Source organism: Sphingomonas lenta, from assembly GCF_002288825.1.
Taxonomy (GTDB): domain Bacteria; phylum Pseudomonadota; class Alphaproteobacteria; order Sphingomonadales; family Sphingomonadaceae; genus Sphingomonas; species Sphingomonas lenta.
This window is the reverse complement of sequence record NZ_NSLI01000002.1, coordinates 31,715-45,143: the sequence shown is the minus strand read 5'-3', so window position 1 is coordinate 45,143 and position 13,429 is coordinate 31,715. Positions and strand designations below refer to the sequence as shown.

The 13,429-nt window shown below is 70.2% G+C and carries 10 protein-coding genes; 8 read left to right on the top strand and 2 right to left on the bottom strand.

Annotated features, from left to right (window positions below):
- Nucleotides 1-8 precede the first annotated feature (8 nt).
- Nucleotides 9-1,994 carry a lytic transglycosylase domain-containing protein gene (locus CKY28_RS03380; protein ID WP_095996957.1) on the bottom strand — a complete coding sequence of 662 codons (1,986 nt, stop codon included), beginning with the start codon at nt 1,992-1,994 and terminating at the stop codon, nt 9-11.
- A 78-nt stretch (nt 1,995-2,072) separates the two neighbouring features.
- Here CKY28_RS03380 and dapA point away from each other — a divergent pair, with 78 nt between their 5' ends.
- The gene (dapA, locus tag CKY28_RS03375; protein ID WP_095996956.1) at nt 2,073-2,957 is read left to right on the top strand and encodes a 4-hydroxy-tetrahydrodipicolinate synthase; all 885 of its coding nucleotides are present in this window, start codon (nt 2,073-2,075) and stop codon (nt 2,955-2,957) included.
- Between the two features lie 199 nt (nt 2,958-3,156).
- Entirely contained in the window at nt 3,157-3,462 is a 306-nt protein-coding gene (locus CKY28_RS03370) for a hypothetical protein (protein ID WP_095996955.1), read from the top strand.
- Here CKY28_RS03370 and CKY28_RS03365 read toward each other — a convergent pair.
- On the bottom strand, nt 3,459-4,874 hold the full coding sequence (locus CKY28_RS03365) for a serine hydrolase domain-containing protein (RefSeq protein ID WP_095996954.1): 1,416 nt from the start codon (nt 4,872-4,874) through the stop codon (nt 3,459-3,461). The genes CKY28_RS03370 and CKY28_RS03365 overlap by 4 nt on opposite strands.
- Nucleotides 4,875-5,021: 147 nt before the next feature.
- Between CKY28_RS03365 and smpB the strand changes: the two genes are divergently transcribed.
- The 6 genes from smpB (at nt 5,022) to CKY28_RS03335 (ending at nt 13,428) form a co-directional block, all read left to right on the top strand.
- Nucleotides 5,022-5,504, top strand: a complete 483-nt coding sequence (smpB, locus tag CKY28_RS03360; protein ID WP_095996953.1) for an SsrA-binding protein SmpB — start codon at nt 5,022-5,024, stop codon at nt 5,502-5,504.
- Nucleotides 5,504-6,067, top strand: a complete 564-nt coding sequence (locus tag CKY28_RS03355) for a DUF2062 domain-containing protein (RefSeq protein ID WP_095996952.1) — start codon at nt 5,504-5,506, stop codon at nt 6,065-6,067. The genes smpB and CKY28_RS03355 overlap by 1 nt, the downstream gene beginning before the upstream one ends.
- 65 nt (nt 6,068-6,132) lie before the next feature.
- A complete protein-coding gene (locus tag CKY28_RS03350; protein ID WP_095996951.1) occupies nt 6,133-8,199 on the top strand; it encodes a M13 family metallopeptidase in 2,067 nt (688 codons plus the stop codon).
- 173 nt (nt 8,200-8,372) lie between these two features.
- On the top strand, nt 8,373-10,376 hold the full coding sequence (locus CKY28_RS03345; protein WP_095996950.1) for a M13 family metallopeptidase: 2,004 nt from the start codon (nt 8,373-8,375) through the stop codon (nt 10,374-10,376).
- Nucleotides 10,377-10,629: 253 nt separating this feature from the next.
- Nucleotides 10,630-13,014: a hybrid sensor histidine kinase/response regulator gene (locus CKY28_RS03340; protein WP_095996949.1), complete on the top strand. Its 2,385-nt coding sequence runs from the start codon at nt 10,630-10,632 to the stop codon at nt 13,012-13,014.
- Between the two features lie 69 nt (nt 13,015-13,083).
- Nucleotides 13,084-13,428, top strand: a complete 345-nt coding sequence (locus CKY28_RS03335; protein ID WP_095996948.1) for a response regulator — start codon at nt 13,084-13,086, stop codon at nt 13,426-13,428.
- Nucleotide 13,429 lies beyond the last annotated feature (1 nt).

Sequence of the window (13,429 nt, the reverse complement as noted above, 5' to 3'; positions counted from 1 at the left end):
CGGCGGGCTTAGCCCACCCGCGTGCCGCGCCCCAAGTACCAGCTGAGCCGGGTGTTGCCGCGGCTCCGCGCCCGCTCGGGGTTGAGCAGGTCGTACACCACCGCGTTCTCCAGCACGCGCTGGACGTAGTTGCGCGTCTCGGTGAACGGAATCGCCTCCACCCAGTCGACCGTGTCGATCGAGCCCGTGCGCGGGTCGCCGTTGGCGCGCAGCCACTTGTTCACGTTGCCGGGCCCGGCGTTGTAGGCGGCGACGGCGAGCGGGTAGCTGCCGTAGAGCGCGTACATGCGGTCGAAATAGCTGGATCCGAGCTTGATGGTCAGCGACGGGTCTTGGAACAGCTGGTCGAGGCTGCCGAGCTGGAGCCCGAGCTTGCCCGCCTGCTCGCGCGCGGTGCCCGGCATGAGCTGCATCAGCCCGCGCGCGCCCGCGTGGCTGATCGCGGTGCGGTCGAACTGCGACTCTTGGCGCGTGATCGCGTGGATCATGACCCAGTTGTTCTCGTAGCCGGTCGGCACCGTCACGGTCGGGAACCCCGCCGCGGAGAAATAGCCGCTACCGCCCTGGCCCAGCGTACGGTCGGCCATGACGGCGAGGTCCGGCCGGTTGATCTGCCTGGACAGCTCGAGCGCTAGGTCGTGCTCGGCGCCCGTGTCGATATTGGCCGCGATCTGCTTGATGAACTGCGTCTGGTCCTGACGCGAGCCGATCGAGCCCAGGAAGCGCGCCGCGCGCACCACCTCGTTCTGCTCGAACGCGAGACGCTCGGCGGGCTGAACGGCGAGCGATGCGGTCTGGTACGGCGCGGTCATAGGCTGACCGAGCTTCTCGAGCGCGAGCTGCCCGTAATATTGCCCGCGATAGGCGGCCGCGTTCTGGTAGAAGGTCGTGGCCTGCATCGCCTGGCCGGCGCGCTCGGCGGCGCGCGCGGCCCAGTAGAAGCCCTTGGCGCGCGTCTGCGGCGACTTCACGCCGCGACCGTAGCGGTCGAACATCGTCATCGCGTCTGCCGGCCGGCCGATGCGGAGCGCCGACTGGCCCGCGAGCCAGGCCAGGCTCGTGTAATCGTCGCGCTCGCCGTACGGCTTGGTCGAGACGTCGGTGCCGGCCGGGTAGGCGTCGTCGATCTGGCGCGCGATGTCGTAGGCGAGCTGGTGCCGCCCGTCCGCCGCCGCCCCGCGCGCAGCGGTGAGCAGCGTCTCGTACCACTTCTCGACGTTCGCCGGCCGGTGGACGAGCGAGCGCGGCCGGGCGAGCCAGTCGCGCGCCGACGCCTCCGCGCCGTTGTTGCGCAGCCACGCCGCACGGTCGGCGATGAAGCCCGCGTCGTTGCGGTACAGCTCCGCCGCGTTGGTCGCGACGCCCGCGGCGGCGGCCCCATTGCTCCGCAGCGCCAGCCGCGCCTCCAGCGCCGGGCGGCGCGCGGCCGAGGTCAGTGGCAACACGCGCGACGCGGCGCTCGTCTGCCCGCCCCACAGCAGCGCGTCGGCGCGCGCGTCGTGGTCCTCGGGCGTCAGCGCGAAGCCGAAGGTGGCGAGCAGCGCGCTCTCGTCCGACGCGGAGAGCGACGGCATGCGCCAAGCGCGCCGGGCCTGCTCGCGCGCGGCGACCTGGTCGCCCGTCGCGGCGAGCGCGCGGGCATGGGCGTAGGCGCCCGACGCGGTCTGCGCCGGGTAGCGGTTGAAGAAGGCGACGACGCCCGACGGCACGCCCGTCAACGCCTGCCGCTCGGCCGCGCGCCGCATCCCCGCCTCGCCGGGCCAGCCCGGATGCGCGACGAGGAAGCGCGCATAGCTGTCGAAGGGCAGGGCGTCCGTCTGCTGGAGCGAGCGCCACTCCGCGATCGTCGAGGCGATATTGGTGTCGCCGTACGGGCTCGCCGGAGCCGCATAGGGCGCGGGCGAGGTCGATTGTACGGGCGCGGTGGTGGACGCGCCGGGTACCTGGGCCAGCACCGCGACGGCGGCGGTCGAACGAAGAGCGAAGCCGATCATGTGGACAGAATATCGGACTTACCCGTATCTGTCCTGAACGGCGTTCCACGGCTCGCCGCAAAAGAGGCGGAATCCAACATGTTCTCCCGTTCCATTCCGGCGCTCGTCACGCCGTTCGCGCCCGACGGCGCCGTCGACGAGGCCGCGTATCGCGAGCTGATCGAATGGCAGATCGCCGAAGGCTCGTCGGCGCTGGTCGCCTGCGGCACGACGGGCGAAGCGGCGACGCTGACGATGGAGGAGCAGTTCCGCGCCGTTGCGATCTGCGTCGAACAGGCGAGGGGGCGCGTGCCCGTCATCGCGGGCGCGGGATCGAACGACACGCGCGTCGCCGCCGGCAACCTCGCCGCCGCGCGCGACGCGGGCGCGGACGCGGCGCTGATGGTGCCGCCCTACTACAATCGCCCGAGCCAGGAAGGCATCTACCAGCATTTCGCAACGCTCGCGAAAGGCGCGGCGCTGCCGATCCTGCTCTACAACGTGCCGGCCCGGACGGTGACGGACATCCAGCCCGCGACGCTAATCCGCATCGTCCGCGAGTTCCCGGAGCTGTTCGTCGGCGTGAAGGACGCCAGCGGTGCGCTCGCCCGTGTGTCGGAGCACCGCGCCGCGCTCGGCCCCGACTTCCGCCAGCTGTCGGGCAATGACGACCTCGCGCTCGCCTTCAACAGCATGGGCGGGGTGGGGTGCATCTCGGTGACCGCCAACGTCGCCCCGCGGCTCTGCGCCGACTTTCAGGCCGCCTGCGAGGCGGGCGATTACGCGAAGGCGCTGGAGCTGCACGACCGCTTGTTCCCGCTCCACGTCGCGCTCTTTATCGATGCCTCGCCCGGCCCGGTGAAGTACGCCATGACGCGCGTGCGGCCCGGCTTCCCGGAAACGCTGCGCCTGCCGATGACGTGGCCCAGCGAGGCGAGCCGCGCCGCGGTGGATGCCGGGCTGGCGCATGCCGGGTTAGTCTGATTCTCCCCCGCTAAGGGGAGGGGGACCGCCGGCCCTCTTGGGCCGGTGGTGGAGGGGCGGTAGCGAAGGGCGGCTCCCGTCGCAGCCGCCCCTCCACCAGCTTCGCTGGTCCCCCTCCCCGTTCCGGGGAGGAACGGGGGGCCACGCTCCCGCCGCAATCGCCCGGCATGCTGTTGGCCTCCTCTCCTCGGGAGGTCCGATGTACGTCGCGCTGCTTCTCGGCCTTCAGTCCGTAGCGGGTCCGCCCGCGCCCAGGCCGGAGCGGCTCCGCCCGGCGCGCGAGTGCGAGCCCGGCGAGGGCGAGCCGGGCGATATCGTCGTTTGCGGCCGTCGCGACGACGACCAGTACCGGCTAAAGCCGCTGCCCGAGCGCTACGACGACCCGACGCTGCCCCGCGCTGAGATGGCGCTGGGTCCGGGCAAGCTCTCGGCCGAGACGGAGGCCGCGAGCGTCGGCGGCGTCCAGAGCAATCGCGTCATGCTGCGCTTCAAGGTGCCGTTCTAGTCCATCGCGGTCAGGAGCTCGCCGATGTCCTTGCCCAGCACCTGCGCGAACGGCGCGTCGTAATTGCCCATCACCGCGTAACTCCAGCCCGTGACCGGCGCGATCTTCGCGTCGGCGTTGACGCCCGAGTGCGGACCTCCGCCGTCATGCCCGATCAGCGCGCCGTCCGCGTCGCGCTCGAAGCCCAAGCCGTAGTTCCGTTGACCGCCCCCTGGTGCGACGAGCGTAGCGAGTGATCGGGCGCTGATCAGCTCGCCCCCACGTAGCGCTTGGAGGAACCGGAGCATGTCGGCTGCGGTCGCGAACTGCCCGCCCGCGCCGTTCGACCCCAGCGAGATCGGCTCCGGCATGCGCTCGCGATCGCCTAGACCCAGTAGGTCCGCCTCCGCGTAGCGGTAGCCCATCGCGCGCCCGGCGAGCGGCTGATCCTGGTCCGCCTGCGACGTATCGTGCATGCCGGCGGGCGCGAGAATGTGTCGTTCCACATAGGCGGGGAACGGCACACCCGCGAGCCGCTCCACCATTGCGGAGAGCAGCACGAAACCTTCGTTGCTGTAGCCGGCCCTGCTTCCCGGTGCGAACATCAGCGGCTCGGCGGCGAAGACGGGCAGGACGGAGGCCGCGGTCGGGTAGCGCCCCGTCCTGTTCCAACCTTTCCGCTCCCAGAGGTTGCCGAGCCCGGCGCTATGGTTGAGCAGCTGCCGCACCGTGACCGCGCGGGCGGCCTCGTTCGGATAGTCGGGCAGGACCTGGCCCACGGTCGTATCGAGCGACAGCTTGCCCGCCTCGACCTGCTGCATGACGGCGACGGCGGTGAACATCTTGCCCATGGAGCCGATGTTGAACTTCGTGTCCGGCCCGTTCGCCGCGCCCGCCTCGCGGTCGGCCTGGCCGACGCTGCGGGCGTAGACGACGCGGTCGCCGTGCATCACCAGCACCGTGCCCGAGAACTCGTCGCGCTCCGCCGCGAAGGAGACGCGCGCGTCCACCGCCTTTTTCAGGTCCGCTTCGGACAACGGCCCCGCGAACGCCGGCATCGTGTAGGGCGTGGGCACCGGCACCGCGAACAGCGCGCGGAGTTTGCCGGGCCCATCCTTCGCGGCGACGCCGACGACGCGGAAGCTGCGCCCGTCCGCCTTGCGCCGCATCGTCGTCTCCAGAAGCGTGCCCTGCTCGTTGAGCGACACCAGCTCGATCGGCCCCGCGCGACGCAACGCCCCGAGCACCGCCGCCGCATCCGCGTCCTGCGCCGCCAGCCCGTGAGCCGCCAGCCAGGTCGCCGCGTCGAACGTCGTCGAGCCCGCCAGCGCGACGACCTCCGCCGCGAACGACTCGCCCGGCGTCGGGGCAGGCGAGGCGGCGGCGAGCGCGGCGGCGGACAGGGTGATCATCAGATGGCGGAACGGGCTCATGAATCGGTTCTCCCCCTCGGTCGTCCGCCCGCTACTGATTACAACTGTCGTCGAGAACCGCCGCGCGACGGGGCGGCGACGAAATGGCCCAGGCGCGCGGCCTGTGCCGCTTCCGTTCCGCCCGTGTTGCGCTTACATGCCACCTCTATGTCGCGTCCCAAGCCGGAAGCCTTCGACAAGAAAAAAGTGGTGGCCGAGAATCGGCGCGCCCGCTTCGACTACGCCATCGAAGACCGGTTCGAGGCCGGGATCGCGCTCACCGGCACGGAGGTGAAGTCGCTGCGTTTCGGCGAGGGCTCGATCACCGAGGCCTATGCCGAGGTGAAGGGCGACGAGGTGTGGCTGGTCAACTCCAACGTGCCGGAATTCAGCCACGGCAACCGCTTCAACCACGAACCGCGGCGCCCGCGTAAACTGCTGCTTCACGAGCGCGAGATAAACAAGCTGCACGGCGCCGTCGCGCGCGAGGGTATGACGCTCGTACCCCTGTCCGTTTACTTCAACGGCCGGGGCCGCGCGAAAGTGGAGCTGGCGTTGGCGAAGGGCAGAAAGGCGCACGACAAGCGCGAGCACATCAAGGAGCGCGAGTGGAAGCGCGACGCGGCCCGCATCATGCGGGAGCGCGGCTGATGGCGAGCATGGCGCCTCCCGGCCTGTTCCACCGCGCGGTCGCCTGGGGCCAGCGCAACATGCCGACCCGCGAGGGCATGGAGCGGAACCGCTGGATCCGCCCCGTCGCCCACCGCGTGCTGCATCCGGCGCTGTGGCGCGCGACCCGCCGCTCCGTGCCGCGCGGCGTGGCGCTGGGCATGGTGACGGGCATCCTGTTTCCCGTCGCGCAGATCTTCTTCTCGGCGCTGCTCGCCCTGCCGATCAGGGCCAATATTCCGGCGGCGGCGCTGACGACGTTCATCACCAACCCGTTCACGACGCCGCCGCTCTGGCTGGCCGCCTATTTCGTCGGCAGCTGGTTCCTGCGCGTCGACCAGCACTTCGCCGGCAGCCCCGTCGCGGACGCGGCGGAGCAGATCGGCTGGCTGCCCTGGCTGATGGAGGCGGGCGCGGCGACGGGGTTGGGGCTGCTGATCCTGACGGCGGTGCTCGCGGGCGCGGGCTATGCGCTGTCCGCGCTGGGCTGGCGGCTGTGGATCGCGCGCAAGTGGCGGCACCGGCGGCACGCCAAGGTCGATTGACCGCGCCTGCTAACTAGTTACAGAAGCGACCATCCTTTTCGCTTTCCGAAAATCGAGGATGGTGCATGCGGAAGTCGCTTTTCGTTTCGTCGCTGCTCGTCACCGTCGCCCTGACCGGCGGCGCCCTCGCCCAGTCGCATGACGGCCATGCGGCCCACCGTACCGCCGCCGCGCCCGCCGAGACGGGCAGCAAGCCGGCGCTCGGTACCTTCGGCTTCGACATGGCGGGCCGCGACACGAGCGTCGCGCCGGGGCAGGACTTCTACAAATACGCCAACGGCACGTGGGACAAGTCGACGGAGATCCCCGCCGACCGCGCCTCGTTCGGCATGTTCCACCGCCTGCAGGACCTGAGCCAGGAGCGCACGCGCCTGATCCTGGAGGACGCGTCCAGGCGCTCCGGCGACAAGGTCGGCACCTTCTACGCCAGCTTCATGGACGAGGCAGCGGTCGAGGCGAGGGGCCTGGCTCCGCTCAAGCCCTGGTTCGACGGGCTCAAGGCCGCCAAGACGCGCGACGCGCTCGCGCTGGAGATGGCGAAGCTGCAGCGCCACGGCGTGGGCGGCCTGTTCTCGGCCTATGTCAGCCAGGACGACAAGAAGCCCGACACCTATGTCGCGCAGTTCGGCCAGAGCGGCCTCGGCCTGCCCGACCGCGACTTCTACCTCGGGACCGACCCGAAGTTCGCCGCGATCCAGACCGCCTACAAGGCCTATCTCGCCAAGATGCTGACGCTCGCCGGCGAGCCGAACGCTGCGGCGCGCGCGAACGCCGTGTACGAGATGGAGCGTCAGATCGCGCAGGCGCACTGGACGCGCGTCGACAGCCGCGACGCCGACAAGACCTACAATAAGTGGACCGCCGCCGACTTCGCCGCCAAGGCGCCGGGTTTCCCCTGGGGGTCGTACTTCCAGGCGATGGGCGTCGCGAACCAGCCCTATTACCTCGTCGCCCAGCCCAGCGCCTTCACCGGCGAGGCGAAGCTGTTCGCGGCCACCCCGATCGACACGCTGCGCGATTTCGCGATGCTGCGCACGCTGCGCAGCTACGCCGGCTACCTCCCGGCCGAGTTCGACAAGACCAACTTCGCCTTCTACGGGACAACGCTGTCCGGCACGCCGCAGCAGCAGGTCCGCTGGAAGCGCGGCGTCAACCTCGTCTCGGGCGCGATGGGCGAGGCGATCGGGCAGCAATACGTCGCCAAATACTTCCCGCCCGAGGCCAAGCAGGAGGCCGACAAGCTCGTCCGCAACGTCATCGCCGCGATGGGCGACCGGCTCGACAAGCTCGAGTGGATGGCGCCCGAAACCAAGGTGAAGGCGAAGGCCAAGCTCGCCAGCTTCACGCCCAAGATCGGCTATCCCGACAAGTGGCGCGACTATTCGGCGCTCCGCATCGTGCCGGGCGACCTGGTCGGCAACGTCGCGCGCGCCAACGCCTTCGAGTACCAGCGCGGCCTCAACAAGCTGGGCGCGCCGATCGACCGGGGCGAGTGGTTCATGACGCCCATGACCATCAACGCCTACGCCAACCCGGTCATGAACGAGATCGTGTTCCCGGCCGCGATCCTCCAGCCGCCTTTCTTCGACCCGAAGGCCGACCCGGCGGTCAACTATGGCGGCATAGGTGCTGTGATCGGCCACGAGATCAGCCATCACTTCGACGATCAGGGCCGCAAGTACGACGCCAGGGGCGCGCTCACCGACTGGTGGACGCCGCAGGACGTGGCGCAGTTCAAGCGCTTCACCGACCAGCTCGTGGCGCAGTACGCGGCGTATGAGCCGCTGCCGGGTCAGAAGATCAACGGCGAGCTGACGCTGGGCGAGAACATCGCCGACCTGGCGGGGCTGACGGTCGCGCTCGACGCCTATCGCCGCTCGCTCGGCGGAAAGCCCGCGCTGGTGATCGACGGCACCACGGGCGACCAGCGATTCTACTACGGCTGGGCGCAGGTGTGGCGCAGCAAGGAGCGCGAGCCCGCGCTGTTGAACGCGCTCAAGACCGACCCGCACTCGCCGGGCCACTACCGCGTGCTGACCGTGCGCAACCTGGATCCCTGGTATCAGGCGTTCGGGTCGAAGCAGGGCGACGCGCTCTACCTGTCGCCCGAGCAGCGCGTCCGGATTTGGTGACCCTCTAAATTCCTCCCCCGCATCGCAGATGCGGGGGAGGGGGACCGCTCGCGTAGCGAGTGGTGGAGGGGGTACATCACGATACCGCATCCCGTAGCTCCCCTCCACCAGCTGCGCTGGTCCCCCTCCCCCGCTAAAGCGGGGGAGGAGCTTGCAACCGCAGGACTCTCCCCATGAAACGCCTCATCCTCACCGCCCTCCTTGCCGCGACCGCGGTCGCCGGCGTCGCCCAGACCTCCGGCAAGCCCGCCTACGGCACCTTCGGCTTCGACACCGCGGGCATGGACCGCTCGGCCGCGCCGGGCGACGGCTTCTACGACTACGCCAACGGCACCTGGGCCAAGAACACGCCCATCCCCGCCGACAAGGCGAACTACGGCGCGTTCAACTTCCTCGACGACCTGTCCAAGGAGCGCACGCGCAAGATCCTGGACGAGGCGCGCGCGGCGAACAGCAAGATCGGCGTCGCCTACGGCGCCTACCTCGACACTGCCGCGATCGTGGCGAAGGGCTTAGGGCCGATCAAGCCCTGGCTCGACCGCATCAAGGGCCTGAAGGACAAGGCCGCCTACGCCGCACTCGCCGCCCAGGCCGACCGCAACGGCGTGCCCGTCCCGTTCGCGACCGGCGTCGGCCAGGACGCGAAGCAACCCGAGATCTACGCCGTCGGCATGCGCCAGGCCGGGCTCGGCATGCCCGACCGCGACTATTACCTATCGAGCGACCCCAAGCTCGTCGAGACGCGCGCGAAGTACCAGGCGCACCTCGCCCGCGTGCTCCAGCTCGCCGGCGAGCCGGATGCGGAGGCGCGCGCCAAGGCGGTGCTCGACTTCGAGACGAGGATCGCCAACGCGCACTGGACGCGCGTCGAGAGCCGCGACCGGACCAAGACCTACAACAAGATGACGGTGGCGCAGCTGGCGCAGTCCGCGCCGGGCTTCGACTTCGCCGCCTATCTGCGCGGCGTCGGCACGCCCGTCGACACCGTCATCGTCGGCCAGCCCAGCGCGGTGACCGGCATCGCCGCCGCTATCCAGGCGGCGCCGGTGCAGGTGCTGCAGGACCAGCTGATGATCCGCTCGCTCGACGGTTTCGCCGACGTCCTGCCCTCCGCTTTCGACCGCGAGCAGTTCAGCTTTTACGGCACGACGCTGTCCGGCACGCCCGAGCAGGAGGAGCGCTGGGAGCGCGCCGTCGACTTCACCTCCGCCGCGCTGTCGGACGAGGTCAGCAAGGTGTACGTCGCCCGCCACTTCCCGCCCGAGACGAAGAAGGCTGCCGACGAGCTGGTCAGGAACGTGCTCGCCGCCATGGGCGACCGCGTCGAGCGCCTCGACTGGATGGCGCCCGAGACGAAGAAGGCCGCCCGCGCCAAGCTCGCCGCGTTCACGCCCAAGATCGGCTACCCCGACCGCTGGCGCGACTATTCAAACCTCCGGATCACGCCGGGCGACGCGTTCGGCAACATGCTGCGCGCGAACCAGTGGGCGCACGACTACAACGTCCAGCACCTCGGCAAGCCGCTGCAGCGCTGGGAGTGGGGCATGACCCCCATGACGATCAACGCCTACGCCAACTTCGGCATGGTCGAGATCGTGTTTCCCGCCGCGATCCTGCAGCCGCCTTTCTTCGACCCGAAGGCCGACCCTGCCATCAACTATGGCGGCATCGGTGCGGTAATCGGCCACGAGATCAGCCACCATTTCGATGACCAAGGGTCTAAGTTCGATGCCTCCGGCAGGCTCGTCGAGTGGTGGACGCCGCAGGACCTAACCGCGTTCAAGCAGCGCACCGCCGCGCTCGTCACGCAGTACGACGCCTACGAGGCGCTGCCCGGCCTAAACGTGAAGGGGGCGCTGACCCTCGGCGAGAACGTCGCCGACCTGGCCGGCTTGGCGGTCGCCTACGACGCGTACAAGAAGTCGCTCAACGGCAAGCCCGCGCCGGTGATCGGCGGTTTCACCGGCGACCAGCGCTTCTACCTGGGCTGGGCGCAGGTGTGGCGACGCAACTACCGCGAGGCGAATTTGCGGCAACGCATCCTAACCGACACGCATAGTCCGTCCGAGCAGCGCGTGGCGGTCGTGCGCAACCTCGACCCTTGGTACGCGGCGTACAAGGTGACGCCGGGCCAGAAGCTGTACCTAGCGCCGGAGCAGCGCGTCCGGATCTGGTAACTCCCTAAGTTCCTCCCCCGCTTACAGCGGGGGAGGGGGACCAGCGAAGCTGGTGGAGGGGGAGCTACGGGATGCGGTATCCCCGCGGCTTGCTCCGCAAGCCGGCTCCGGTCGGCGAGAAGCCCCCGGCTTGTCGCTGATCGACCTACGCCCCCCTCCACCACGCCCTACGGGCGCGGTCCCCCTCCCCCGCATCTGCGTTGCGGGGGAGGAATTGGTTGCGCCCGTTCGGCCGTCATGGTGAACACCCCCCATGGCCTCCGCCCCGCTCACCCACCCCACCCGAAGCGCCGCCATCACCGCCGGCCTAGCCGCGCTCCTCGCCGCCGCGCTGGTACTATTCCTCGCCGGCAGCTTGCCCGTCGCGGGCGGCTTCCTCGCGGCCGGGCTGATCGCCGGCGGGGCGGTGCTCGCCTGGCGCATCCTCTCGCCGTGGCGCGAGGAGTCGGCCGAGCACCGCGTCGACTGGAGCCTCGCGCGCGGGCTCGCCTGCGCCAGCGACGCCGCCGTCGCGGTCACCGACCGCGCCGGGCGCCTCGTCTGCGCCAACGACGCGTTCGAGGCGATGTTCGGCGGCTGGGTCCCGCCGCCCGGCCTGCCGATCGACGACGCGGGCGTCGAGCGGCTCGGCAAGGCGGGCAGGGCCGCGTGGCGCGACGGGCAGGCGAGGGCGGTCAAGCTCCACGCCGGCCCGCGCGTGCTCTGCGCCACCGTGACCCGCGCGGGCGAGGAGAGCGACATGCTCGTCTGGCGCTTCGACGCCGATCGCGAGCACGACCTGGCGGAGACGATCGCGACCCTGCTCACCGACCAGCACGGCGACCGGCTGGGCGGGGCGGGCATCATGGCCGCGCTGGTCACGCCCGAGGGCCGCGTCCGCGCCGCCAACCGCGTGCTCGCCCATCGCGCCACCGGCCGCGCCGAGGGCGAGGTCGAGGGACGCGACTTCATGCGCTACCTCATCACCGACAGCCGCGGCCATGTGCGCTTCGAGCGCGAGGGGCTGGAGGGCAACCCGCTCCGCGTCATCGAGGTGCCGTTCCTCGACGCCGACGACGCGCCGGTGCTGATCACGCTGCTCGACGAGGAGGAGGCCGCGCCAGCGATCGGGGCCACCGCCGCCGAGCACGTCCGCAGCCTCGTGTCGCTCCTGCCGCTGGGGCTCGCGCTCGTCGACCGCGACGGCCGCTTCCTCCAGATGAACGACGCCTTCAAGCGCGCGGCGGGCGTGAAGCCAGGCGCCGAGCCGCTCTATCCGGGCGACCTTGTCGTGCGCGAGGACAAGGCCGCCGTCGCCGACGCGATCCGCCGGCACGCGGGCGGCGCGACGCATTCGACCGACATGGCGGTCCGCCTGGGCGGCAGCCCCGACGAGCCCGTCGCGCTCACCATCGCCGGCGCGCGCGGGCTGGGCGACGCCGCCGTGCTGCTGTCGCTCAAGGACAATTCGGAGGAGAGCCGCCTCAAGCGCGAGGTGGAGCAGGCGACCAAGATGCGCGCCGTCGGCCAGCTCGCGGGCGGCGTGGCGCACGACTTCAACAACATCCTCACCGCCATCATCGGCCATTGCGACCTGATGCTGATGCGCCACTCGCCCGGCGACAGCGATTACGACGACATCCAGCAGATCCGCGCCAATTCCAACCGCGCCGCCGGCCTCACGCGCCAGCTCCTCGCCTTCTCGCGCCAGCAGACGCTCCGACCGCAGATCCTGCAGCTCCCCGATGTCGTGTCGGAGGTCTCCAACCTCCTGAAGCGCCTCATGGGCGAGCTCGTGACGCTCGACGTCCATCACGGCCGCAATCTGGGGCCCGTCCGCGCCGATCCGGGCCAGCTCGAGCAGGTCGTCGTCAACCTGGCGGTGAACGCGCGCGACGCCATCCTTCAAAGGAACCCGCGCGGCGGCGGCACGCTCACCATCACCACGCGCGCGGTGCCCGCGACCGAGGTGCGCCGGCTCGGCAACGAGGTGCTGCCCATCGCCGACTACACGGCGCTGGAGGTGAAGGACAACGGCACGGGCATCGCCGCGTCCGACCTGGGCAAGATCTTCGAGCCGTTCTTCACGACCAAGGAGACGGGCAAGGGCACCGGCCTCGGCCTCTCCACGGTGTACGGCATCGTCAAGCAGTCGGGCGGCTACATCTTCGCGAACTCCGACGGACCGGGGAAGGGCGCCACCTTCGCCATCTACCTGCCCGTCCACGCCTCGGCCGGGGCCGCCGCGAAGACCAGCGCGCCCAAGCCCGCCGCCAAGCCCGCCGAGCTCTGGGGTTCGGGCACCATCCTGCTCGTCGAGGACGAAGACATGGTCCGCGCCGTCGCCGAACGCGCGCTCACCCGCCAGGGCTACAGCGTCCTCTCCGCCGAGAACGGCGAGGCGGCGCTGGAGCTCTTGGGCAAGAGCGGCCGCCCCGACCTGCTCATCTCCGACGTCGTCATGCCGACGATGGACGGCCCCACCATGGTCCGCCACGTCCGCGAGAAATATCCGGACCTGCCGATCGTGTTCATGTCGGGCTATGCCGAAGAGCAGCTCCGGAAGTCGATCGACCTCGACAACGTCGCCTTCCTGCCCAAGCCTTTCTCCGTCCAGCAGCTCGCCGAAGTCACGCGCGAGGCGATGGCGAACAGGTGATCCGATCCTGAACACGAGATAAACGGAGCGCTTTGCACCCGCCCGCATCGCCGCTATGCACCGGTCCCGATGACCTCCCCCAAGCGTATCCTCATCGTCGAGGACGAACCCCTAATCGCCATGATGCTTGAGGATTTTCTCGAGCTGCTCGACAAGGAGGTCGCGGGGACCGCGGACAGTGTGGCCTCCGCGCTGTCGCTCATCGACGGGGCGGACGCGGCCATCCTCGACGTGAACCTGCGCGGCGGCGAGAAGAGCGTGCCCGTGGCCGAAGCGCTCGCCGAGAAGGGCGTGCCCTTCGTCTTCGCGACCGGCGGTTCGGAGGACTCGGTCGTCGAGAAGTTCCGTGACCGCCCGCGGCTCATGAAGCCCTTCACCATGGACGGCGTGCAGAAGGCGCTGGAGGCGCTTTAGG

Excerpts from the sequence above, each read along its gene's own strand:
- CKY28_RS03365 (WP_095996954.1), bottom strand. The coding sequence starts at position 4,874 with ATGAGCCCGTTCCGCCATCTGATGATCACCCTGTCCGCCGCCGCGCTC.
- dapA (WP_095996956.1), top strand. The coding sequence starts at position 2,073 with ATGTTCTCCCGTTCCATTCCGGCGCTCGTCACGCCGTTCGCGCCCGAC.
- CKY28_RS03340 (WP_095996949.1), top strand. The coding sequence starts at position 10,630 with ATGGCCTCCGCCCCGCTCACCCACCCCACCCGAAGCGCCGCCATCACC.
- smpB (WP_095996953.1), top strand. The coding sequence starts at position 5,022 with ATGTCGCGTCCCAAGCCGGAAGCCTTCGACAAGAAAAAAGTGGTGGCC.
- CKY28_RS03355 (WP_095996952.1), top strand. The coding sequence starts at position 5,504 with ATGGCGAGCATGGCGCCTCCCGGCCTGTTCCACCGCGCGGTCGCCTGG.
- CKY28_RS03345 (WP_095996950.1), top strand. The coding sequence starts at position 8,373 with ATGAAACGCCTCATCCTCACCGCCCTCCTTGCCGCGACCGCGGTCGCC.
- CKY28_RS03370 (WP_095996955.1), top strand. The coding sequence starts at position 3,157 with ATGTACGTCGCGCTGCTTCTCGGCCTTCAGTCCGTAGCGGGTCCGCCC.
- CKY28_RS03380 (WP_095996957.1), bottom strand. The coding sequence starts at position 1,994 with ATGATCGGCTTCGCTCTTCGTTCGACCGCCGCCGTCGCGGTGCTGGCC.
- CKY28_RS03350 (WP_095996951.1), top strand. The coding sequence starts at position 6,133 with ATGCGGAAGTCGCTTTTCGTTTCGTCGCTGCTCGTCACCGTCGCCCTG.
- CKY28_RS03335 (WP_095996948.1), top strand. The coding sequence starts at position 13,084 with ATGACCTCCCCCAAGCGTATCCTCATCGTCGAGGACGAACCCCTAATC.